This window comes from Marinobacter sp. ES-1 (genome assembly GCF_000475255.1).
Taxonomy (GTDB): Bacteria; Pseudomonadota; Gammaproteobacteria; order Pseudomonadales; family Oleiphilaceae; genus Marinobacter; species Marinobacter vinifirmus.
The window spans coordinates 1-24,291 of sequence record NZ_AXBV01000073.1; the positions used below are offsets into that span (position 1 = coordinate 1).

At 58.2% G+C, this 24,291-nt stretch carries 20 protein-coding genes; 18 read left to right on the top strand and 2 right to left on the bottom strand.

All coding sequences use genetic code 11. The features are described from left to right. Positions 1-53: 53 nt before the first annotated feature. The 3 genes from Q668_RS13405 to Q668_RS13415 all read left to right on the top strand — a co-directional run bounded on the left by Q668_RS13405 (position 54) and on the right by Q668_RS13415 (position 4,840). Complete coding sequence (locus Q668_RS13405; protein WP_022990133.1) at positions 54-1,022, top strand: integron integrase; 969 nt, start codon at positions 54-56, stop codon at positions 1,020-1,022. A gap of 829 nt (positions 1,023-1,851) precedes the next feature. Further along, a complete protein-coding gene (locus Q668_RS13410) occupies positions 1,852-2,511 on the top strand; it encodes a DUF2959 domain-containing protein (protein WP_022990134.1) in 660 nt (219 codons plus the stop codon). A 136-nt stretch (positions 2,512-2,647) separates the two neighbouring features. After that, positions 2,648-4,840 (top strand): TonB-dependent receptor domain-containing protein, encoded by a 2,193-nt coding sequence (locus tag Q668_RS13415; RefSeq protein WP_022990135.1) that lies wholly within the window; start codon positions 2,648-2,650, stop codon positions 4,838-4,840. Positions 4,841-4,921: 81 nt separating this feature from the next. On the opposite strand, the gene thpD is transcribed toward Q668_RS13415, so the two are convergent. Both thpD and Q668_RS13425 read right to left on the bottom strand, forming a co-directional pair. Then, on the bottom strand, positions 4,922-5,857 hold the full coding sequence (gene thpD, locus Q668_RS13420; protein WP_022990136.1) for an ectoine hydroxylase: 936 nt from the start codon (positions 5,855-5,857) through the stop codon (positions 4,922-4,924). A gap of 206 nt (positions 5,858-6,063) precedes the next feature. Continuing rightward, positions 6,064-7,884 (bottom strand): acyl-CoA dehydrogenase C-terminal domain-containing protein, encoded by a 1,821-nt coding sequence (locus Q668_RS13425; RefSeq protein WP_022990137.1) that lies wholly within the window; start codon positions 7,882-7,884, stop codon positions 6,064-6,066. 246 nt (positions 7,885-8,130) lie between these two features. Between Q668_RS13425 and Q668_RS13430 the strand changes: the two genes are divergently transcribed. The 15 genes from Q668_RS13430 (at position 8,131) to atpG (ending at position 24,271) form a co-directional block, all read left to right on the top strand. Further along, complete coding sequence (locus tag Q668_RS13430) at positions 8,131-8,700, top strand: DUF3833 domain-containing protein (RefSeq protein ID WP_036220016.1); 570 nt, start codon at positions 8,131-8,133, stop codon at positions 8,698-8,700. Between the two features lie 30 nt (positions 8,701-8,730). Then, positions 8,731-9,825: an efflux RND transporter periplasmic adaptor subunit gene (locus Q668_RS13435; protein WP_022990139.1), complete on the top strand. Its 1,095-nt coding sequence runs from the start codon at positions 8,731-8,733 to the stop codon at positions 9,823-9,825. 3 nt (positions 9,826-9,828) lie between these two features. Then, positions 9,829-12,975: an efflux RND transporter permease subunit gene (locus Q668_RS13440; RefSeq protein ID WP_022990140.1), complete on the top strand. Its 3,147-nt coding sequence runs from the start codon at positions 9,829-9,831 to the stop codon at positions 12,973-12,975. Further along, a complete protein-coding gene (locus Q668_RS13445; RefSeq protein ID WP_022990141.1) occupies positions 12,975-14,270 on the top strand; it encodes an MFS transporter in 1,296 nt (431 codons plus the stop codon). The genes Q668_RS13440 and Q668_RS13445 overlap by 1 nt, the downstream gene beginning before the upstream one ends. Positions 14,271-14,607: 337 nt before the next feature. After that, entirely contained in the window at positions 14,608-16,494 is a 1,887-nt protein-coding gene (gene mnmG / locus Q668_RS13450; RefSeq protein WP_022990142.1) for a tRNA uridine-5-carboxymethylaminomethyl(34) synthesis enzyme MnmG, read from the top strand. A 1-nt stretch (position 16,495) separates the two neighbouring features. After that, on the top strand, positions 16,496-17,143 hold the full coding sequence (gene rsmG, locus Q668_RS13455) for a 16S rRNA (guanine(527)-N(7))-methyltransferase RsmG (protein WP_022990143.1): 648 nt from the start codon (positions 16,496-16,498) through the stop codon (positions 17,141-17,143). 23 nt (positions 17,144-17,166) lie between these two features. Further along, positions 17,167-17,961, top strand: a complete 795-nt coding sequence (locus tag Q668_RS13460; RefSeq protein ID WP_022990144.1) for a ParA family protein — start codon at positions 17,167-17,169, stop codon at positions 17,959-17,961. 60 nt (positions 17,962-18,021) lie between these two features. Next, positions 18,022-18,897, top strand: coding sequence for a ParB/RepB/Spo0J family partition protein (locus tag Q668_RS13465; RefSeq protein WP_036220017.1), 876 nt, complete (start codon positions 18,022-18,024; stop codon positions 18,895-18,897). A gap of 228 nt (positions 18,898-19,125) precedes the next feature. After that, a complete protein-coding gene (locus Q668_RS13470; protein ID WP_022990146.1) occupies positions 19,126-19,506 on the top strand; it encodes an ATP synthase subunit I in 381 nt (126 codons plus the stop codon). Between the two features lie 15 nt (positions 19,507-19,521). Continuing rightward, the gene (gene atpB, locus Q668_RS13475; protein ID WP_022990147.1) at positions 19,522-20,376 is read left to right on the top strand and encodes a F0F1 ATP synthase subunit A; all 855 of its coding nucleotides are present in this window, start codon (positions 19,522-19,524) and stop codon (positions 20,374-20,376) included. Between the two features lie 53 nt (positions 20,377-20,429). Further along, complete coding sequence (atpE, locus tag Q668_RS13480) at positions 20,430-20,657, top strand: F0F1 ATP synthase subunit C (protein WP_014423137.1); 228 nt, start codon at positions 20,430-20,432, stop codon at positions 20,655-20,657. An 87-nt stretch (positions 20,658-20,744) separates the two neighbouring features. Further along, positions 20,745-21,215: a F0F1 ATP synthase subunit B gene (locus tag Q668_RS13485; RefSeq protein WP_036220013.1), complete on the top strand. Its 471-nt coding sequence runs from the start codon at positions 20,745-20,747 to the stop codon at positions 21,213-21,215. A gap of 12 nt (positions 21,216-21,227) precedes the next feature. Beyond that, positions 21,228-21,764: a F0F1 ATP synthase subunit delta gene (locus Q668_RS13490; RefSeq protein WP_022990150.1), complete on the top strand. Its 537-nt coding sequence runs from the start codon at positions 21,228-21,230 to the stop codon at positions 21,762-21,764. A 28-nt stretch (positions 21,765-21,792) separates the two neighbouring features. Next, positions 21,793-23,337, top strand: a complete 1,545-nt coding sequence (atpA, locus tag Q668_RS13495; RefSeq protein WP_011787278.1) for a F0F1 ATP synthase subunit alpha — start codon at positions 21,793-21,795, stop codon at positions 23,335-23,337. Positions 23,338-23,407: 70 nt separating this feature from the next. Continuing rightward, on the top strand, positions 23,408-24,271 hold the full coding sequence (gene atpG / locus Q668_RS13500) for a F0F1 ATP synthase subunit gamma (RefSeq protein WP_022990151.1): 864 nt from the start codon (positions 23,408-23,410) through the stop codon (positions 24,269-24,271). Positions 24,272-24,291: the final 20 nt, after the last annotated feature.

Genomic DNA, 24,291 nt, shown 5'->3' on the forward strand with positions numbered 1-24,291 from the left:
ACTAAAAGAAGTGAAGACCCACATCCATACAGCATTAGCCAAGGAGGGCGACTGTGGCTAAATCACCGTTTCTGGAATCGGTTCGCACAGAGATCAGAACTAAGCAGTACAGCTACCGCACCGTGCAGTCTTATCTCTACTGGATCCGCCAATTCATCCTCTTTAACGACAAGAAACACCCAGAGGTGATGGGTAATCACGAGATTGAGCGCTTTCTGAATCACCTCGCCGTCAATCGTGGAGTCAGCCCAGGTACTCAGAATCAGGCTCTGTGCGCGATTATTTTTGTCTACAAGCATGTGCTTAGACGGGAGATTGAGAATCTCCAGTACAAGATGACGAAGACCCCTCGTCGCGTGCCGACCGTTCTTAATCCCGATGAAGTAGCTTCGATTCTCCACCGCATGGAAGGCGAGTATTGGCTCATTACCGCTCTGCTCTATGGATGCGGTTTGAGAATCAACGAAGCGCTATCACTTCGCATCAAAGATATTGATTTGAAGAGCCGCAATCTGCTCGTATTCAACGGCAAAGGGCGGAAAGACCGATACACACTGATTCCAGGAAATCTCAGAGATAACCTTGAACGACAAATCGCCCACGCAAGGTCCGTGCACGAGTCTGATCTAGCCGATGGATTTGGCCTTACGTCGGTGCCCGCCTCACTGCATAAGAAGTACGGGCCGGTTATGAAGGACTTGGGATGGCAATACCTATTCCCATCTTCGACAAGATGCGTTCACCCCATCGCTGGCTATGTGTGCCGGCACCATCTTCATCGTTCTTCTTATTCGCGGCAACTGAGGCAGGCGGTTCTGGATAGCGGCACCACCAAACGAGTGTCAGCACACACCTTTAGGCATGCTTTCGCGACGGAGTTATTGAGATCAGGGAGTGATATTCGAACAGTTCAGGAAATCCTCGGCCACAGCGATATTCGGACGACTGAAATCTACACCCACATTATTGGCGATCGACGAGCTGGAACAGTTAGTCCATTTGATCGCTTGCCAGGTTCTTGAGAAGCGACCAAGCGCTTAACTGGGGCAGATAACGCCAAGGATATGAGGTACTCCGAATGTTCGCTTTTGTTTACAAGCGAACATTCGAATTCTGTGTTTAGCGGAGCAACTAAAGTCCGTTGGGCCGATGCTGAAAGGTTGCGGCGTTACACCGAAGCTGTTGAAAATTCTGCTGAGGCAAAAGGTGAGATGACGCAAGAGCTGCAAGCCTGGATTGATTGGGCCAGATTGAAAGCTGACTGTCGTGATCCATTGGTGCCAGTTTCTGATGCTGTGCTGGATGGGCCGGAGTCTCAGGCACCGGGTTATCACTACTGGTAGGCTTATTGGCCCAGAACAAATTTGGCGTCGAGGCGGTTTAAAAGCTGGAATGTGGTGATGTAGGGCACACCAAAGCATCACAGATATTAGAGATCTTAACTATGGCACTGTGCCCTCTCACGGGCCCAGGTCAGGGTTGTTGGATTTACTCTGGCGTAGTCGGCTGCCATGATCTAGCTCTTATTAAGAGGTTTGGAGAGTAGTGTAATTCGATGAATCCAGCCTGGCCATCATGTATCGCTGCAAGGCGCAGCCCAAGGTATAGCCGGTTACTGTAATTACCGTAATTACAGTAAACCTGCGGGACTGAGCTTGAATTCAGGAGAGCATAGCTTCTCGGGAGCCTAGTGTTACGATGGCAGAGAAGTGTTCAATCCGCTGCTAAAGTATGATTTACCTCAAGAAAACACAATTTTCTTCACTTGTCCCCCGAGTGAACCCCGAAGGTCAGGCAAGCTATTGATATTCAATATCTCTTTACTTTTTGCATCGGAAAATAGGAACAACCATGAAAAACAACTCCCGGAACACCATTGGCTTATTCACCCTGTTCGCGGCGCTGGTGCTGACCGGCTGCAGCACCGTGTACTACAACACCATGGAAAAGCTCGGGTTCGAGAAGCGCGATATCCTGGTCGACCGGGTCGAGAACGCACGGGATGCCCAGACAGATGCCCAGGAAACCTTCCGCTCGTCACTGGAACGGTTCCAGAGTGTGGTGGCCATTCCCGATACCGAACTGAAGGCCAAGTACGAAGAAATCCGCGATGCCTATCAAGACAGCGAAGATGCTGCCGAGAAGGTCCGGGACCGGATCGACAGCGTCGAGGATGTAGCGGGCGCCCTGTTTGCCGAGTGGGAAGACGAGCTGGACCTGTACGAAAGCGCATCCCTGCGCCGCAGCAGCGAGCAGCAACTGCAGGAAACCCGCAATCAGTACGGGCAGCTGATTAACCGGATGCATCAGGCGGAATCCCGCATGGATCCGGTGCTTCAGGCGTTTGAAGACCAGGTGTTGTACCTCAAGCACAACCTGAATGCCCAGGCCATCGGTGCGCTGGAAACGGAGCTGGGTAAAATCCGCAGTGATGTCGACAGCCTGATCCGCAACATGGAAGCCTCTATCGCCGAATCCGAAGCCTTTATCCGCCGCTTCCGGGATCAGTAACCTCAGCGGAAAAGCGGCGATGGCGTAATCGTTCCAGTTTTTGGCACAAATTGTTCCAGTTAACTTGCTGTAATTCTCAATTGATAACAAATATCATTCGCTCCTGAAATTCATTGCTTAATTTTGGGAGCGACACATGGTGTTCAGGTCTTCATTGCTGGCGACCTCGGTTGCGGTAATCTCTGCCGGTTATTCACTGCAGGCCACTGCGCAGCCGGTACAACTGGATGATCTGGTGGTTTCTGCCGCCGGTTTTGAGCAAAAGGTTACCGATGCGCCGGCGAGTATCAGTGTGATCAATCAGCAAAGCCTGCAGCAGAGTCAGTTTTCCAACCTGGGGGAAGCGCTCGAAACGGTAGAGGGTGTGGACGTCCGCCAGAGCACCGGCAAAACCGGCGGCCTGAACGTCAGCATTCGGGGCCTGCCCAGTGAATACACCCTGATCCTTATTGATGGCCGTCGCCAGAACCCACCGGGCGACGTTACCCCGAACGGATTCGGCGACACCTCCACCAGTTTCATTCCGCCCCTTTCCGCCATTGAGCGTATCGAAGTCATTCGTGGCCCCATGTCTACTCTCTATGGTTCCGATGCCATCGGCGGTGTGGTCAACATCATCACCAAGAAAGTCTCGGATGAGTGGACAGGCTCGGTCACCCTGGAGCATACCTTCCAGGAAAACCGGGACTATGGTGATACCGGCAAGACCAGTTTCTACACCAGCGGTCCGTTGATCGAGAATGTATTGGGGCTGGCCGTGCGAGGCAGCGTGCTCGACCGGGAAGCGGCCGACCTGGACTTTGAAGACGGTAGCGAGGCACCCAAGCGCGGTGTTGCACCGGTGGATGGCCGCAATCATACCCTGGGTGCCCGCCTGACCCTGGTGCCGGCCGCCGGCCACGAGTTCTATCTGGATGCGGAGCAGGGCCGTCAGGTTTACAACAACGAGTCCTGTCAGCTTGGTACGCTGGATGGCCGGGACCGCAGTTGTGGAGACGACCCTGGTGTGGCGAACGGCTATTCCGATGAACTGCGTTTCAACCGGGACCAGGTGGCGTTGGGTCACTCAAGCCAGCTTGGCTTTGGCACCTGGAGCAATGACCTGACCTACAACGTGACCGAAACTGAAGGCCGGACCCTGCCGGGGACTATCGGTGCTGCTTACGACGCCCCTTACCAGAACCTGGTGGGTGGTGCCGAGCGGGAACTGGAATCCAAAGACACCGTCTTTGATACCAAGCTGGTCGCTCCGCTAACCGATAACCATATCGCCACCTTCGGGGCTCAGTACCGGGACACCGAACTGACCGACGGCATTGCCGACACGACCTTTGAGCAGAATTCCTGGGCGGTTTTTGCCGAAGACGAGTGGTATCTGAGAGACGACCTGGCACTGACGCTGGGCGGTCGCTACGAAGACCACGATGCCTTCTCCGGCCACTTTACGCCACGAGCCTACCTGGTGTGGAACAGCACACCGTCGTGGACCTTCAAGGGCGGGGTCAGTCAGGGGTATCGTACGCCGGACATCAACGATCTCCACGATGGCATCAACGGTGTGACAGGGCAGGGTGAAGATATCACCATCGGTACTCCGGACCTGGAGCCGGAGAAGAGCACCAACTACGAAGCCGGCGCTTACTTTGACAACCTTGACGGCTTCAAGGCCAATGCCACCGTGTTCTTCACACGCTTTGAAGACAAGATTGATGATGGCTCAGAGGTGACCATCAGCGGTGATCCCCGGATTCCCGATGGCACCTACGATCAGCTGGATAACATCGGCAAGGCGGAAACCCGGGGTATCGAGCTGGCCTCCAGCTGGCAGTTTGCCCCGGACTGGAGCCTGCGCGGCAACTACACGTATACCGATTCTGAGCAGAAAAGCGGTGACAACAAGGGTGAAAAGCTGACCAACACACCCGAACATGTGCTGCACGCCCGGCTTAACTGGCAGGCAACAGCCAAACTGGGGCTGTGGGTGTCTGGCGAATACCGGGGCGAGCGCACCCGCTACCTGAAAACCCGGGAAAACCTGAGTACGGAAGAGCTGGCCATTGACCAACAGGTCGGAGAGCTGAGCGATTATGCGCTGTTCCATCTGGGTGGCTCTTACCAGGCCAGCGACAAGGTTCGACTGACGGCGACCATTTACAACCTGTTTGACAAGGATTTCCTCGAGGGCAGCAATTACAGCTATATCAACGCGGACGGTGACCAGGTAACCGACTGGGCATCCGATTACATCTACGTGTTCCGAGGCATGGCCAGCGGGGGGACGGTGGAAGAGGGCCGCCGCCTGTGGCTATCTGCTACCGTGGATTTCTGAGTTATCCACAAGCCTGGTGAATAAAGCGATACAAAAAGGGGAAGCACCAGGCTTCCCCTTTTTTGTGGATAACTTTCCCTGTCAGCCGGTGTGTCGCAGATCCGGGGCCGCAATCGGCTGCAGCGCTGCTGTATTGGTGCGATTGCCGAGGAAATCCGGCCTTGGTTTGTTGCCGCAGAACGGCTGCACCAGCTGGTTCTCCACGCTGTTGTAGACGAAGAACAGGTTACTTCTGGGCCAGGGTGACATATTGGCGTTAGAGGCATGCAGGGTATTGCACTCGAATATGATCAGAGAACCTGCCGGCCCGGTCGGTGCCTGTATACCGTGCTGATCCGCCATTTGCTTCAGTGCTTGGTCGTTGGGCACGCCCAGTTCCTGTTTTTTCAGGGAAGACTGGTAGTTATCCTCCGGTGTGCGGCCTACGCAGGGGACGAAGGTTTTATGGGAGCCGGGGATCAGCATCAGCGGGCCGTTGAACGGTGTGTTGTCGGTCAGGGCAATGGAGAAGCTGACCGCTCGCATTCTCGGCATGCCATCTTCCGCGTGCCAGGTTTCGAAATCGGAGTGCCAGTCGAAGCCCTTGCCGTGGAAACCCGGCTTGAAGTTGATACGGGACTGGTGGATGTAGGCATCACTGCCCAATAGCTGGTGCACCATGTCCAGAATCCGGCTATCCCGGGTGAGCCGGTCAAACCGGGCCGAGAGTTCGTGAATGCCGAACACCGACCGGATTTCCTGTTTCCCGGGCTCGGTAATGGTACCTTCCGAGCGAAGAACCGCATCGTCGTTTTCATAGGCCCGCAGATCTTCCCGGAAACGGCGCACCGTGTCCTGGTCCAGGAAGTTATTGAACACCAGAAAACCGTCACGCTCGTACCGTGCCAGCTCGGTTTCACTCAGGGGGCCATCGCTGCGCTGCTTACCCTGGCTGTGGATAACCGGGTCTTTGCGCTCGAAAGCATCAATCGGGCGCTCAAGGCGGGTGGGATAAAAGTCGTCAGCACGAGTTTCCATATTCGAACCTCCTTCTTTTATGCACAGAGTCGTACTGGCAGGTCAATCCCGGGTGTGGGAAAGCCTGAAAACGATATATTACTCAGTTAGTTAAGAGTTTCGTGCAAAGATATTCACAGAAGAGGTAAGGGCAGGAACCGGGATTTCAAGGCCCCGGTTCCGGAAGAAAAAAGTCCCGGAAAACCCGGGACCGGAAGTTACCGGGGTTACCCGGTAAAGGCCATGTTCTCGGCGTCAATCTGCATCAGGCTGCGGGTCGGGCTGAGCATGCTGGTGGCATGGGTCTGGGCCCTGGGCAGCAAGCGCTCGTAGTAGAACTCGGCGGTGTTGAGCTTGGTTTGGTAGAAGGATTCAGACTCTTCACCGCCATTATCCAGTTTATCCACAGCCACGGCGGACTGGCGCAGCCACATGTAGGCCATGCTCACGTAGCCGCTGTACATCAGGAAGTCGTAGGCTGCGGCGCTGACCACATCCCGGTCTTTGCGGGCCGCCAGCATCACCCGTACCGTCAGCACGTTCCACTGGGCGGTGAGTTTCAGCAGCTCCACCGCCATCGGGCGCAGGCGCTTGTCGGTCAGGTGCTTGCGGGCAAAGTTGGCCACCTTGAAGGTGAACTCGCGCACCGCGCCGCCCTGGGTCATCAGCAACACCTTACGGCCCAGCAGGTCCAGGGCCTGGATACCGGTGGTGCCTTCGTACAGGGTGGCAATACGGGTATCGCGGGCGATCTGTTCCATACCGTGTTCGCGGATGTAACCGTGGCCGCCGAACACCTGCATCCCCAGGTTGGCCGCTTCACAACCCAGTTCGGTCAGAAAACCTTTCAGGATCGGGGTCAGGAAGCCGAGTTTGTCGTCATACCTCTCGGCTTTTTCAGTATCACCTGCGGTATGGGCTTCCACCATGTGGTCGGCTACCCGGGCCGCGTAATAGAGCATGGCCCGGCCACCCTCGGCGATGGCTTTCTGGGTCAGCAGCATGCGCCGAACATCGGCGTGGTGAATCAGGCTGTCGGCCACCTGGTCCGGCTCTTTCTTGCCAGACAGCGCGCGCATGGAGCGGCGTTCTTTGGCATAGTCCAGCGCCCACTGGTAAGACAGCTCGGCCGGCCCCACACCCTGAATGGCGGTACCAATCCGGGCGGTGTTCATAAAGGTGAACATGCACTCCAGGCCCTGGTTTTCCGGGCCGATCAGGTAGCCGGTGGCACCGTCAAAGTTCATTACGCAAGTAGCGGACGCCTTGATACCCATTTTCTTTTCCAGGCTGCCGCAGCTTACGCCGTTGCGCTCGCCGACACCGCCATCGGCGGCCGGCATGAACTTCGGCACAATGAACAGGCTGATGCCCTTGGTGCCTTTCGGGGCATCCGGCAGGCGGGCCAGGACAATGTGCACAATGTTCTCGGTCAGGTCATGCTCTCCGGAGGAGATAAAGATCTTGGTGCCGGTCAGTTTGTAGCTGCCATCGGCCTGGGGTTCAGCCCTGGTTTTCACCTGGCCCAGGTCGGTACCGCACTGGGGTTCAGTCAGGCACATGGTGCCGCCCCAGCGGCCTTCGGTGAGCGGTACCAGGTAGGTTTGTTTCTGCTCGTCCGTGCCGTGCAGGAAAATGGTGTTCATGGCACCCAGCGACAACCCCGGGTACATGGAGAACGACCAGTTGGCCGTGCCCATCATTTCCTGCTTGAACAGGCCCATGGAAGCCGGCAGGCCCTGGCCGCCAAACTCTTCGGGGGCAGACAAGCCCTGCCAGCCACCCATCACATACTGCTGGTAGGCTTCTTTGTAGCCCTTGGGGGTGATCACTTCGCCGTTTTCCAGCTTGCAGCCTTCTTCGTCGCCGCTCTGGTACAGGGGGCTCAGCACTTCTTCACAGAAGCGGCCACACTCGGTAAGGATTGCATCTACAATGTCCGGAGTGGCGTTTTCGCCGGAGGCCAGGCCCTGGTAATGGGTCGGGTAGTCGAATACATCATTCAGCAGGAATTTCATGTCCCGCAGGGGCGCTTTATACACAGGCATAGCCGGTCCTCGTTTAATCTCAGTCCGATTCGTGCGGGCTTGAAAGCCCTGATGAGTGCAGTTTTACGGCATTCCCGTGGGGCTGCCATTGACGGAAAGCGCCTGAATGGCTGTCAGAATGGACAATTGGCTGAAATGACGCAGTGGCGATTTTCTGATCGGAAACGGCAAGCAGGCCGTAGATCTCTGCACTGTCAGGCTGTTCTGGCGTTAACCCGGAGTGTAAAAGTCATGCAAAATTCCCGGATGCGACCCAAGGCCAGTGGTCTGGGGCCGTTGAGTCTTATATTGTTGATGTCTCTGGTGCTGGCAGGCTGTGCCGGGCCCGCACTGGATGATTACCAGAGCACCGGGCCAGACCTGGTGCCAAGTCAGTTCTTCACCGGCGAACTTTCTGCCCGGGGTGTGGTCAAGGACTTCTCCGGCGAGGTCATCCGCACCTTCGATGCGGATATCGTGGCCAGCTGGGACGACAACGGGGTGGGCACCCTGGATGAAGTGTTCCGTTTCGATGATGGCGAAGAGCAGACCCGGGTCTGGACCCTGACGCCATCGGAGCAGGGCTACCACGCCGAGGCTGGCGATGTCGTCGAACCGGGCACCATGCGCTGGCAGGGCAATGCCATCCACATGAACTATGTTCTGCGGGTGTCATACGGCGATGGCACGATTGATGTCAGAATGGACGACTGGATGTATCTGGTTACCCCCGATACCCTGATCAACCAGACCACCATGAGCAAGTGGGGTGTGGACGTCGGGGAAGTGGTACTGGTGATCCAGAAAAAAGGCGCGGGGCCGGCTCCGCAATCCTGATAACAGAATACGGACAGGTAACTGATACCCATGTGGAAGCAATGGCTGGTGGCGCTTGTGTTGGTTGGAGTTGTGGTGGCAGGTGCCGGCGTGTATCTGAGCCTGGAAGACCCGGCTGATGCGGAAGCCGAAGACGAACCCACGGCATCCACGGTCAATATCTCGGCACCGGAAATGCGCAGGGTGCGGGATGAGGTATCGGCCGTTGCCAACCTGAATGCCATGGATGCGGTGGCCCTGACCACCGAAGTCAGCGGTCGGGTAGTGGAACTCAACCTGCAAACCGGGCGCAAGGTGCAGCAAGGCGATGTACTGGTGCGGCTGGATGATCGCCAGGCGACCGCCGATCTGGCCGTAATTGAAGCCCAGCTGGCAGACGCCCGCCGGCAATATGACCGGGCCCGCAGCCTGCGGGCCAACAACAGCGTATCCCAGTCCCAGGTGGATGAGCTGAGAACTGCGGTGGATGTTGCCATTGCCCAGCGCGAAGCAGCCCGGGTCCGGCTTCAGAACCACCGGATTGAAGCGCCGTTCTCCGGCGTGGTCGGGCTGTCGGACATCAGTGTGGGCGCCTACCTGCAAGCCGGCACTGTGATTACCACCCTGGATTCCACGGATCAGCTGGAACTGAACTTTGCAGTGCCCGAGCGGTTTGTTGGCCAGGTTCAGCTGGGCCAGCCGGTGCGGGCCACCTCTCCGGCATTCCCCGATGAAATCTTTGAAGGCGAGCTGGTGGAGCTGGCTACCCGCATCAGCGAGCTGAGCCGCACCCTGGCGGTGCGGGCCCTGATTGATAACCCCGATGGCCGCTTGCGGCCGGGCCAGTTTATGTCCGCCTCGCTGACTTTGCAGGAGCGGAAAGGCCTGGTGGTGCCGGAGCAGGCGGTGATGCTGCGGGGTGACCAGAAATACGTATTCGTGGCCGAGGATGGCCGGGCCCGCCGGGTGTCGGTCACAACCGGAAGCCGCCTGCCCGGATGGGTGGAAGTCACCGACGGACTGTCTATGGAAGACGCCGTGATTGTAACCGGCCAGGACCGGCTGAGTTCCGGCAACCGGGTTCGGGTGATCGAGTCAGACCTTGCCATTCCGGAGAACCGCTTCGGTTCTGTGCAGGGGTCCTGAGCCATGGTGCTGTCAGACGTCTCCATCAAGCGCCCGGTCTTCGCCACGGTTCTGAGCCTGCTGATTGTCGTGTTCGGGCTGGCCGCCCTGATGGGCCTGCCGGTTCGGGAGTATCCGGATATCGACCCGCCAGTGGTCTCGGTGTCCACCGATTACACCGGTGCCGCCGCCGAAGTGGTGGATACCCAGATTACCCAGGTGATCGAAGGCGCCATCAGTGGCATTGAAGGTATCCGCTCTATTGAGTCTTCCACCGAGCAGGGCGAATCCCGCACCACCATCGAGTTCAACACCTCCCGCGATATCGACATTGCTGCCAACGATGTGCGTGATGCCGTCTCCCGGGTGTTGAACCAGATGCCGGACGAAGCCGATCCGCCGGTGGTTCGCAAGGCCGATTCCGATGCCCGGCCGATGATGTGGATAACTCTGACCAGCGAAGTCTGGGATGCCGCCGAACTGAGTGATTTTGCCGACCGGGTGCTGAGCGACCGTTTGTCGGTGCTGGACGGCGTGGCCGATGTGCGTATCGGTGGCGAACGCCGCTATGCCATCCGGGTCTGGCTTGACCGGGAACGGCTGGCGGCCCGCAATATCACCGTGTCGGAAGTCGAACAGGCCCTGCGGGCCAACAACGTGGAATTACCGGCCGGTTCGGTGGATTCCTCCACCCGCAACTTTACCGTGCGGGCCGAGGGCCGGTTATCCACAGTGGAAGAATTCCGCAACCTGGTCGTACGCCGGGATGGCAACGACCTGCTGCGACTGGGTGAAGTAGCCAACGTACAGATGGGGGTGGAATCGGATATCGGCCGCCTGCGGGCTGCCGGCCGCACGGCCATTGGCATGGGGGTCATCCGCCAGTCCAAGGCCAATACCGTTGCGGTGTCTGACGGCGTGCGCGCCGAGCTGGACAAGATCCGTGAAACCCTGCCACCGGAAGTGTCGATCAGCGAAAGCTACGACGAATCCATCTTTATCCGGGCTTCCATCAAGGAGGTTCTGGTGACCCTGGCGATCTCGGTATCGCTGGTGATCCTGGTGATTTTCCTGTTCCTGCGGTCCTGGCGCGCCACATTGATTCCGGCGGTCACCATTCCGGTGGCGGTGATCGGGGCCTTTATCGGGCTGGGCTTCCTGGGCTTTTCCATCAACGTACTGACCCTGCTGGCGGTGATCCTGGCCATCGGCCTGGTGGTGGACGACGCCATTGTGATGCTGGAGAACATCCAGCGCCGGATCGATGAGGGCGAGCCGCCACTGCTGGCAGCCTACCGCGGTGCCAAGCAGGTGGCCTTTGCGGTGATTGCCACCACCCTGACCCTGGTGGCGGTGTTTGTGCCCATCTCGTTTATGGGCGGCAACGTGGGCCGGCTGTTTGCCGAATTCGGGTTCACTCTGGCGGCGGCGGTGATTTTCTCCAGCCTTGTCGCGCTTACCCTGGCCCCGATGCTCTGTTCCAAGTGGTTGCGCCACAGCCCGGAATCGGTGGAAGGCCACCGGTTCTGGGCCTTCAGTGAAAAGATCCTTAACGGCCTGAGCAACGGCTACAGGCGCCTGCTGCAGTTCTCCCTGAACCAGCCCGGCCTGTTGCTGGGCCTGGGGATTGCCGGGCTGATCGTGGCGGCGGTGATTTATCCCCGGCTGCCGCAGGAACTGGCGCCTATTGAAGACCGTGGTGTGATCATCATGCCCACCAGTGCACCGCGGGGCTCCACGGTCGAATATACCGACCATTTCGTGAAGCTGGCCGAACAGCGGTTACTGACCTACCTGGAGGAGGGCACCGCCGAGCGCTTGCTGTCCATTGTCGGCTTCCGCGACGAAGAAGACAGTGCCTTCATGATTATGGGACTGGTACCGTGGGAGCAGCGGACCATCAAGCAACAGCAGGTGACTACGGATATCCGTGACAAGCTGTCGGATATATCCGGTGCCCGCATCAACGTCATCAACCCGCCAGGCCTGGGCCAGCGGGGCTTCAGCCAGCCGGTGGAATTTGTAATTGCCGGCCCGGATTACGAATCGGTGCAGGCCTGGAGTGAAGAAATCCTGGAACGGGCGAAGGCCAACCCGAACCTGCTGGGGCTGGATACGGATTTCGAGCTTACCCGGCCAGAACTGCGGGTGAATATCGACCGCGACCGCGCGGCCGACCTGGATATTACCGTGCAGGATGTGGGGCTTACGCTGCAGACCATGCTGGCGTCCCGGCAGGTGACCACCTACCTGGACCGCGGTCAGGAGTACGATGTGATTATCCAGGCCGACGATGCCAACCGCGCCACCCCGGATGACCTCGAACAGATTTTCCTGCGGCCCAGGGCAGGGGGCGAGCTGATTCCCCTGAAGGCGCTGGTGTCGGTGGAAGAAATCGGAGCCAACCCGGACCTGCGCCGGATTGACCGCCTGCCGGCGGTGGTGATCAGCGCGTCCCTGGCCGATGGCTACGACCTGGGAACGGCTCTGAATTACCTGAACAGTTTGGCTGTGGATAACTTGCCGCCAGAGGCGCGGCTCAGTTACAAGGGCTTGTCCCGGGAATTCCAGGATTCCTCAGCGGCCATCTTTATCACCTTTGCCCTGGCCTTTGTGATTGTGTTCCTGGTGCTGGCGGCCCAGTTTGAAAGCTGGATCCACCCGCTGATCATCATGCTGTCGGTGCCGCTGGCGGTAACCGGTGCCCTGATCGCCCTGGCGTGGTCGGGCATCAGCCTGAATATCTATAGCCAGATCGGCATCATCATGTTGCTGGGGCTGATGGCCAAGAACGGCATTTTGATCGTAGAATTCGCTAACCAGTTGCGGGACAAAGGTTACAGTGTGCGCGACGCCATTCTGGAGGGTGCCACATTGCGCTTCCGGCCGGTACTGATGACTACCATCTCCACCGTGTTCGGTGCCGTGCCTCTGGTGATTGCCACCGGTGCCGGCGCCGAAAGCCGGGCGGCAATCGGCATGGTGATCCTGGGAGGGCTGATCTTCGCCACCACTCTGACCCTGTTTATTATCCCGGTGCTGTATAACCTGCTGGCCCGGTTCGCCAAGTCTGCCAACGCGGTGGAGCAAGAGCTGGACCGGCTGGCAGCCGGCCCCGCCGGGGGTTCCGGGCTGGCCAGCAGCCCGGCAAAGAAGGCTGATGAGTTCTGATGCCAGCGCACAGCCAGTTCCGGTTGCTGGGCCAGCGGCGGTTTCTGCCGTTCTACCTGACCCAGTTCTCGGGCGCCTTTAACGACAACCTGTACAAGAACGCCCTGTTGTTGCTAATCACCTACCAGGCCGGTGGCCTGATGGGGTTGTCGGTGAACGTGGTGGTCAATATCGCCGCCTTCCTGTTTATCCTGCCGTTTTTCCTGTTCTCCGGGATTGCCGGCCAGATGGCGGATCGCTACGAAAAGGCCTGGATTATCCGCCGGGTCAAGGCGGCGGAAATCGGCATCATGTCCCTGGCGGCGCTGGCTTTGTGGTTTGGCTGGTACGAGTTGCTGCTGGTGTTGTTGTTCCTGATGGGCGTGCAGTCCACGTTCTTCGGGCCGGTGAAATACTCCATCCTGCCCCGGGTGCTGGCAAACGACGAACTGGTGGGTGGCAACGGTCTGGTCAGTATGGGCACCTTCGTAGCCATTCTGCTGGGCACCATCGCCGCCGGTGTTATCGCCGGAGCAGAGCAGGCGGCACGCATCACCGCCGTAGCCGTGCTGGTGATGGCCGTGCTGGGCTACCTGGCGGCGCGCAAGGTGCCGGATACCCGGGACGAAGCACCGGACGTGATGGTGCGTTTCCGGCCCTTTCTGGAAACCTGGCGGCTAATGGCCGTGGCCCGGGAGCGCCCGAAAGTGCTGGGAGCTGTTCTGGCGATTTCCTGGTTCTGGTTCCTGGGCGCGGCGTACCTGACCCAGTTTCCCAACTTTGCCAAAACCTGGCTGGCGGGTGACGAAACCGTGGTCACCTTGCTGCTGGCCATGTTCATTGTGGGTATCTCCGCAGGCTCCATGCTGTGCGAACGGCTGACCAAGCATCGAATAACCCTGGCGCCGGTACCCTGGGGCGCCCTGGGCCTGACCTTGCTGGGCATTGACCTGTTCTTTGCGGTACCGGCCAACCCGGAGCCGTCCACCTGGCTCAGCCTGATGACGGAACCTGTGTATATCCGGGTGTTGCTGGACCTGGTGGGTATCGGACTCTGTGGTGGCCTGTTTATCGTGCCGCTGTACGCGTTTATCCAGTACGAAACCCCGGATCACAAGCGGGCCCGGATTATTGCGGCCCTGAATGTCATCAATTCCCTGTTTATGGTGGCCAGTGCCATTGCCGGAATCCTGGTTCTCGGGGTCTTTGATCTGGGAATCCCGACCTTTTTCCTGATCCTGTCCCTGGTGAACGCCCTGGTGTGGGTAAGTGTGCTGGGGCTCCGGCGCCGTGCGGGCCAATCTGTGGATAATTAATGGGAAAAGCTACGGATAACCGTTGGATCGTTTCTGGTAAATATAATAATAACAATAAGTTGAGGTCGTAAAACTGTGTCTGGTAAGCCTTTTTAAATGTGGATAACTTTCTTGAAAACTTTTCTGAACAGCTGGCTACAAGCTTCTGATAAACCGATAGTTTCGGTTTTTACCTAGTTTAAAGCGGGCCGGCAGGCCCCGGGTTGTGCCCGGGTACCCACCGGCCGCCTTTCGGATACCCGAAGTTCTGGTTAAAATTTGCACATTCTGACTGTAATTTTCCGGGCGAGGCGTTATACTCGCCGCCCTTTTTTTTCCCCGATTTCCGAGGTGTAGTGTGGAGTTTCCGACCCGTTTCGATGTCATTGTCATTGGTGGTGGCCATGCCGGCACTGAAGCCGCGCTGGCAGCCGCGCGCATGGGCTCGCAAACCCTGCTGCTGACCCACAACATTGAGACCCTGGGGCAGATGTCCTGCAACCCCGCCATCGGTGGCATTGGCAAGAGCCACCTGGTGAAGGAAATCGACGCCCTGGGCGGCGCCATGGCCCGGGCCACCGATCAGGCCGGTATCCAGTTCCGGGTGCTGAACAGCCGCAAGGGCCCGGCGGTGCGCGCTACCCGCGCCCAGGCGGACCGGATTCTGTACAAAGCCGCCATTCGCCATATGCTGGAAAACCAGCCCAACCTGACGTTGTTCCAGCAGGCGGCCGATGACCTGGTTGTGGAAAACGACCAGGTGGTGGGCGTGGTCACCCAGACCGGCATCCGCTTCAACGCCAAAACCGTGGTCCTGACTACCGGTACCTTCCTGGGTGGAGTTATCCACATTGGTATGCAGAACCATGCCGGTGGCCGTGCAGGTGATGCCCCGGCCAACGCCCTGGCCAGGCGCCTGCGGGAGCTGCCGTTCAACGTTGGCCGCCTGAAAACCGGTACCCCGCCGCGCATTGATGCCCGCACCGTGGATTTCTCGGTAATGCAGCAGCAGTGGGGCGACGATCCGACGCCGGTGATGTCCTTTATCGGCAGCCGGGACGAACACCCGGAGCAGATCTGCTGCTACGTGACCCGCACCACCGAAGAAACCCACGACATCATCCGCAGTGGCTTTGACCGCTCGCCCATGTTCGCCGGCAACATCGAAGGCGTGGGCCCGCGTTATTGCCCGTCCATCGAGGACAAGGTCAACCGCTTTGCCGACAAGGATTCACACCAGATTTTCGTCGAGCCCGAAGGCCTGACCACCAACGAGCTGTACCCGAACGGCATTTCCACCAGCCTGCCGTTTGATATCCAGCTCAAGGCCGTGCGCTCGATACCGGGTTTCGAGAACGCCCACATCCTGCGCCCGGGTTATGCCATCGAGTATGACTATCTGAACCCACAGGACCTGCGCCACACCCTGGAAACGAAGTTTATCCAGGGCCTGTACTTTGCCGGCCAGATCAACGGCACCACCGGTTACGAAGAAGCCGGCGCCCAGGGCTTGCTGGCGGGCATCAACGCCTCGCTGCGGGCCCAGGACAAAGACGAGTGGTACCCGCGCCGCGACGAAGCCTACCTGGGCGTACTGGTGGACGACCTGATCACCATGGGCACCCAGGAGCCCTACCGTATGTTCACCAGCCGCGCCGAATACCGGCTGATCCTGCGGGAAGACAACGCCGACCTGCGCCTGACCGAAACCGGCCGCAAGCTGGGCCTGGTGGATGACGAACGCTGGCAGAAGTTCAGCGACAAGTGCGAAGGCATCGCCAAAGAGCGCAGCCGGCTGGAAAACACCCGCATTCACCCGAACACCGAGGCCGGTGAACGTGCCAATGGCTACCTGAAACAGCCGATGACCCGGGACCAGTCGCTGGCCGAGCTGCTGCGCCGCCCGGAAATTGTCTACGAGCACATCGCCGAGATCAGCGCCGGGCGGGCTGAAGACCCGAGCGTGGCGGACCAGGTGGAAATCGAGATCAAGTACGAAGGCTACATCTCCCGCCAGGCCGACGAGATCGAGCGCCTGCGCAAGAACGAGAACACCGCGTTGCCGCTGGATCTGGATTACGACGTCATCGGTGGCCTGTCCAACGAAATCAAGCAGAAGCTCAAGGACGTGCGCCCGGAAACGGTGGCTCAGGCGTCCCGTATCCAGGGTGTGACTCCGGCGGCGGTCAGCCAGATCCTGGTGCACCTGAAAAAGCGCGACCTGTTGAAAAAGCAGAGCGCCTGAGATGAGTTATCCACAGCTATGGCAATGCCAGCTGCAGGACGGCCTGGCACAGATGGGTATTGCCCTCAGTGACAGCCAGCAGGACCGGTTGCTGGCGTTCCTGACGCTGCTGAACAAATGGAACAAGGCCTACAACCTGACCGCGGTCCGGGATGAGCGGGTAATGGTCTCGCGCCAGCTGCTCGACAGCCTGAGCATCATGCCCTGGGTGACTACGGACCATTTGCTGGATGTGGGCGCCGGCGGCGGCCTGCCGGGTATTCCACTGGCCATTGTGTTCCCGGAAAAACGCTTTACTCTGCTGGACAGCAACGGTAAGAAAACCCGATTCCTGAATCAGTGTATGCTTGAGCTTGGGCTGGACAACGTTGAAGTTATCCACGGCCGGGCGGAAGACTGCCAGCCCGATCAGCCCTTCACCCAGGTCAGCAGCCGGGCCTTTACCGCGCTGGAAAACCTGGTGACCTGGTGTGGCAGCCTGCTGGCGAATGACGGCGAGTTCCTTGCCATGAAAGGCCAGTATCCGGATGATGAAGTAGCTGCCCTTCCGGCGGGCTGGCAGGTAGAATCCAGTCATTCCCTGACCGTCCCCGGAGCCGACGGCGAACGGCATTTACTGATCGTCGCCCGGGCCGAACGACACCGGTAACCCTCAACAGCAGGAGGCAAAGCATGGCGCGCGTGATTGCAGTGACCAATCAGAAAGGCGGTGTGGGCAAAACCACCACCTGCGTGAACCTTGCTGCCTCACTGGCTGCTACCAGGCGCCGGGTGCTTTTGGTAGACATGGACCCCCAGGGCAACGCCACCATGGGTAGCGGTGTGGATAAAAACGCCCTGGAACTGTCGGGTTACGATGTGCTGACCAAGCGTGCCAGCCCGGCAGAAGTCATCGTGAAAACCGACGCCTCGGGCTTTGACCTGCTGCCTGCCAATGGCGACCTGACGGCCGCCGAAGTGGAACTGATGAACGAAATCGGCCGGGAGCACCGGCTGCGGCTGGCGCTGAACAGCGTCCGGGAAAATTACGACTACATCCTGATCGACTGCCCGCCGTCGCTGAACCTGCTGACCGTAAACTCCCTGTCGGCGGCGGACTCCGTACTGATTCCGATGCAGTGTGAATACTACGCGCTGGAAGGCCTGGCGGCACTCATGAACACGGTCGAACAGATCAAGGAAACGGTCAATCCGAACCTGGAGATCGAAGGCATCCTGCGTACCATGTACGACCCCCGCAACAGCCTGACCCTGGATGTTTCCGGCCAGCTCAGCGAATACTTCGGCGAAAAAGTGTACCGGGCTGTTATCCCCCGCAACGTGCGCCTGGCCGAGGCACCCAGTTACGGTCTGCCGGCACTGGTTTACGACAAAGCCTCCAAGGGTGCCGTGGCCTACCTGGCCCTGGCGGGCGAGATGGTGCGCCGGCACGGTTCAAAAAAGACATCCGCCGCCGTTGCGGTGTAACATAGTTTGCCGTCGGGCAACCATGCACCAACTTTTTCAACAGGAAGAATGACAAACACCATGGCGGCGAAGAAAAGAGGCTTGGGCGAACGGGGTTTGGGAGCGCTGTTACAGGGCTCGAAGGTAAACCTGAACCAGCAAGTGGCCGAACACGATGGCGAACTGCGGGAGATCCCCGTAGACCTCATCCAGCGTGGCCGTTACCAGCCACGCCGGGATATGGACCCCGCCGCCCTGCAGGAACTGGCCGACTCCATTCGCCAGCAAGGCGTGATGCAACCGGTGGTGGTGCGCCCGGTTTCCGAAAGCCGCTATGAACTGATTGCCGGTGAACGCCGCTGGCGGGCCACCCAGATTGCCGGGCTCGACAGCATCCCCGCTATCATCCGCGATGTGCCGGATGAAGCCGCCATCGCCATGGCGCTGATCGAGAACATCCAGCGCGAAAACCTGAACCCCATAGAAGAAGCCTTTGCCCTGCAGCGCCTGCAGGAAGAATTCGGACTGACCCAGGCCCAGGTGGCCGAAGCGGTGGGCAAGTCCCGCACCACCATCACCAACCTGTTGCGGCTGCTTGGCCTGGCCGAAGACGTGCGCACCATGCTCGAACACGGCGACCTGGAGATGGGCCACGGCCGTGCCATGTTGACCCTGCCACCGGAGCAGCAGATGGAGGTGGCCCGCCAGGTGGTGGCCAAGTCGCTGTCCGTACGCCAGACCGAAGCCCTGGTGCGACGCATCCAGCAGGAAAAGCCCGCCACGGAAGATTCCGGCAGCAAGGCGCTGGACCCCAACATCCGGGCCCTGCAGGATGACCTGTCTGACCGGCTCGGTGCCCGGGTATCCATCGCCCATGGCAAGCGGGGCAAGGGCAAAGTGGTTATCGAATACAGTTCGCTGGATGAGCTCGACGGTATTCTGGGCCATATCCGCTGAGCGACCGGAAATTCCTGAAAATCATCCTAAAGTATCCATTCGGGCCGGAAACACCACATCTGGGTGTAGCACAAGCCTGAGAACACAATCTGTGTAAAAGCAGGCTTTCCCAGGTTGAAGCCTGGTTAAATTTTCGCCATTTTTTCCGTCGGGTTATGTTGAACCGCTTCCGGTTAACACATATAATTCCGCGCGCTTGGAATGACAGCTGGTGATATGAGCCGTTCAATGAAAGCCATCACGTACGTGCCGCTGAAGCAGTGGCTGACCATAGAGATGGCCGCTCTCACCATTCTGAGCCTGTTGTGGTTGCTGGAAAGTCGTTTGGCCGGGTATTCCGCGTTTATCGGCGGTCTTATTTTTGTCATACCAAACGCTTACTTTGCTCACCGGACATACCGGTACCAGGGCGCAAGGCAGATGCACCTGGCCGTCAGCAACATTTTCAGGGCAGAGAGCATCAAGCTCGCCCTTACCGCAGTGTTTTTTGCGGCCGTTTTCACTTTAATGGAGTCAGTACACGTACCGGCTCTGTTATTCACTTTTGCTGTGATGGTTGTGTTGGGTACGGCATTGCGCTGGCTCATCCGGCCGCGACCACAGCGATGACTGGACGAGAGCAGTATGGCAGCTGATACCCCAGTAGAGTATATAAAACACCACCTCACCAACCTTACCTATGGCAAGCTCCCGGAAGGCTATGAGCGCGCAGACGGCAGTGTTGTGCAGGAGGCCACCTGGACCTTCGCACGCACCGGCCAGGAAGCCGCAGACATGGGCTTCATGGCAGTGCACGTCGATACCCTCGGCTGGTCTATCGCCATGGGTATTCTGTTCCTGGGCTTGTTCCGGTTTGTGGCCAACCGGGTCACCGAAGGCGCGCCGAGCGGCTTGCAGAACCTGGTCGAAATGACTTTTGAATTCGTTCAGGGCATCGTGCGCGATGTCTTCCACGGCAAGAACCCGCTGATTGCCCCGCTGGCCCTGACGATTTTCGTCTGGATCCTGCTGATGAACGTCCTGAAGCTGATCCCGATTGACTACATCCCGTCCATCGCTTCTGCGCTGGGGCTTGGCTACTTCAAGATTGTTCCGACTACCGATCCCAATGGTACCTTCGGTATCTCCATCGGTGTATTCCTGCTGATCCTGTTCTACAGCTTCAAGGTGAAAGGCGTGGGTGGCTTTACCAAAGAGCTGGCCTTTAACCCGTTCAATCACTGGATCATGGTTCCGTTTAACCTGCTGCTGGAGATCCTGGCGCTGATCATCAAGCCGATCAGCCTGGCACTGCGTCTGTTCGGTAACATGTACGCTGGTGAAGTTGTCTTTATCCTGATTGCGCTGTTGCCGCTGTGGGTCCAGTGGACGCTGAACGTTCCCTGGGCGATCTTCCACATCCTCGTCATTCCGCTTCAGGCCTTTATTTTTACCGTGCTTACTGTGGTTTACCTCAGCGCGGCACACGAAGATCACTGATAAACCCTTAAATACACAAACCCTTAACTATCTGAAAAACTGAGGAGTCTTCAATGGAAATGGTATTTATCGCAGCTGCGTTGATCATCGGTCTGGGTGCCCTGGGCGCTGGTATCGGTTTCGGTCTGCTGGGCGGCAAACTGCTCGAGTCCACTGCGCGTCAGCCGGAAATGGCTAACCAGCTGCAAACCAAGGCATTCATCATGGCTGGTCTGCTTGACGCGGTTCCCATGATCGGTGTTGGTATCGCGATGTACCTGATCTTCGTTGTTGCTGGTTAATCAGCCGAGAATTGAGGGTGGCAGTGCCCGGCACTGCCGCCGCATTCCGGACACCAGGACGCAACGAATAGCAAGAGGTATATTGCCGTGAATATAAACCTTACGTTGATAGGGCAATCGATTGCCTTCGCTATTTTCGTCTGGTTCTGCGTCAAGTACGTATGGCCGCCGATTACGGCTGCCATGGAAGCGCGCCAGAAGAAAATTGCAGACGGCCTCTCTGCCGCAGATCGGGCTTCCCTCGATCTGGAACTTGCGCAGGAAAAAGCCGCGAAAGAACTGCAGAAGGCAAAAGAAGAAGCTGCAGCCCTGATTGACCAGGCTAACAAGCGTGCCGCCCAGATCGTCGAAGCCTCAAAGGACGACGCTCGTAAGGAAGGCGACAAGCTTATTGAGCAGGCCAGGGCGGAAATTCAACAGGAGCGTGTTCAGGCTCGCGACGCACTCAGAGCAGAAGTGGCAGCACTGGCTGTTGCGGGTGCCGAGAAGATTCTGGAAACCTCTGTAGACGCCAAAGCTCACAGCGAGATGCTGGACAAGCTGGCCGCAGAACTCTAAAAGAGGGTCATCATGGCAGAACTTACAACGTTAGCCCGACCCTACGCGAAGGCCGTTTTTGATGCCGCGCAGGACCAGAACGCCGTTGATCAATGGGATCGGGCTCTGGCTTTTGCCGCTCAGGTTGCGGCTGACCAAGAGGTAAAGAACATCCTGGCCAACCCCGGCCTGTCTGAGCAACGCAAGGCGGAACTCTTCGCAGAGTGTTTTGAAGAGCCGCTGCCTGAAGCACTCAGAAACTTCCTGTTGATTCTTGCTGAAAACAAGCGTCTGGCCCTGCTGCCGGAGATTTCTGCTTTGTTCCGTTTGTACCGTGCAGACCTTGAGAAGTCTGTGCACCTGACAATCGATACCGCATTCGACTTGTCTGCAGACGAGCAGCAGAAACTGATCGACGCACTGTCCAAAAAGCTGGAGCGCAAGGTCGAACTCGAGACCACCGTGGATCAGTCCCTGATCGGTGGCGTGATCGTACGAACAGGCGACCTGGTTATCGACGCTTCAGTCCGTGGCAAACTGGCCAGAATGGCCAGGGCTCTGGGCTCCTGATTTCAGCACAAGGTTTGAGGACAAAGGCATGCAGCAACTGAATCCATCCGAGATCAGTGACATCATCAAGAAGAGAATCGAGAAACTCGACATCTCTTCCGAAGCAAAAAACGAAGGTACGATCCTGTCTGTATCTGACGGTATCGTGCTGATCCACGGTCTGGCCGACGTTATGTACGGCGAGATGATTGAATTTGCCAACGGCACATACGGCATGGCGCTTAACCTGGAGCGTGATTCTGTTGGTGCGGTTGTTCTGGGTGACTACGAAGGTCTGGCCGAAGGCCAGAAGGTACGTTGTACTGGTCGTATCCTGGAAGTACCCGTTGGTAACGAACTGCTGGGCCGTGTGGTTGACTCCCTGGGTAACCCCATCGACGGTAAGGGCGAGCTGGGCAACAGCCTGACCTCCCCGGTCGAGAAGGTTGCACCGGGCGTTATCGCCCGTCAGTCCGTTGACGAGCCGGTACAGACTGGTCTGAAAGCCATCGATACCATGGTTCCCATCGGCCGCGGCCAGCGTGAGCTGATCATCGGTGACCGTCAGATCGGTAAGACCGCGGTTGCCATCGACGCGATCATCAACCAGAAGCACACCGGCATCAAGTGTATCTACGTTGCCGTTGGCCAGAAGCAGTCTTCCATTGCCGCCGTTGTGCGCAAGTTGGAAGAGCACGGTGCCATGGACCACACCATCGTGGTTGCCGCTGGCGCCGCCGATCCGGCCGCGATGCAGTTCCTGGCTCCGTACGCCGGTACTTCCATGGGTGAGTTCTTCCGCGACCGCGGTGAAGACGCCCTGATCGTATACGATGACCTGTCCAAACAGGCCGTTGCTTACCGTCAGATCTCCCTGCTGCTGCGTCGTCCGCCGGGACGTGAAGCATTCCCGGGTGACGTTTTCTACCTGCACTCCCGTCTGCTGGAGCGTGCGTCCCGTGTAAATGCTGACTACGTTGAGCAGTTCACCAACGGCGAAGTGAAAGGCAAGACCGGTTCCCTGACCGCCCTGCCGATCATCGAGACCCAGGCTGGTGACGTGTCTGCGTTCGTACCGACCAACGTAATCTCCATTACCGACGGTCAGATCTTCCTGGAAACCAACCTGTTCAACTCCGGTATCCGTCCGGCCATGAACGCCGGTATCTCCGTATCCCGGGTAGGTGGTGCAGCCCAGACCAAGATCATGAAGAAGCTCGGCGGTAACATCCGTCTGGCCCTGGCCCAGTACCGGGAACTGGCGGCGTTTGCCCAGTTCGCTTCCGACCTCGACGAAGCAACCCGTAAGCAGCTGGAGCACGGTCAGCGCGTCACCGAGCTGATGAAGCAGAACCAGTACAGCCCGATGACCGTTGCGGAAATGGGTACCGTACTGTTCGCAGCGAACGAAGGCTTCCTGGACGATGTGGATGTCAACAAGGTTGTGAAGTTCGAAGCCCAACTGCTGGACTGGATGCGGTCCGAGCAGAAGGAACTTCTGGACAAGATCGGCCCTGAAGGTAACTTCAACGACGACATCACTGCCGGCCTCAAAGCTGCTCTGGAGAAATTCAAGACCACTCAGAGCTGGTAAATCCAAAAGGCCCGCCGTTGTGCGGGCGTGCTGGTCCATTTGAGTGTCTAACTTGAAAAGGCAGTGACATATGGCCGTCGGAAAAGAAATACGTAACCAGATCGGAAGCATCAAGAGCACGCAGAAGATCACGTCTGCCATGGAAATGGTAGCCGCGAGCAAGATGCGTAAGGCTCAGGAGCGTATGCAGGCAACCCGCCCGTACGCTGAAAAGATGCGCCAGGTAATCGGACACATTGCGAAGTCCAACAAGGATTACCGCCATCCGTTCATGCAGGAGCGCGAGGTCAAGCGGGTAGGCTACATTGTGGTCTCCTCTGATCGCGGTCTTTGCGGTGGTCTGAACACCAACGCGTTCAAGCTGCTCGTCAGAGAAATGCGTGAATGGAAACAACAAGGTATTGAGACCGATATCTGCGCTATTGGCCAGAAGGGTGCCTCCTTTTTCCGCAACTATGGCGGAAACGTGGTGGCAGCCGTGACGCACCTGGGCGACAACCCCAGTGCAGATCAGCTGATCGGTAGCGTCAAGGTGATGCTGGATTCGTTCGAGGCAGGCAAGATCGACCGCCTGTTCCTGATCAGCAACGAATTCGTCAACACCATGACCCAGAGCCCCCAGGCGCTGCAGTTGCTGCCGCTACCGGAAGGCGATGATGAAGAAATCGGTCACCAGTGGGATTACATCTACGAGCCGGATTCCCGTCCGATCCTTGACGGGCTGATGCCACGTTATATCGAATCCCAGGTGTATCAGGGTGTGGTAGAAAATCTGGCCTGTGAGCAGGCTGCCCGGATGATTGCCATGAAGAGCGCGACAGACAACGCTGGCAGCATCATTGACGAGCTTCAACTGGCCTATAACAAGGCCCGTCAGGCAGCGATCACACAAGAGATTTCGGAGATTGTGAGCGGCGCAGCATCTGTTGGTTAACGCTCACAGACCTACTGGTT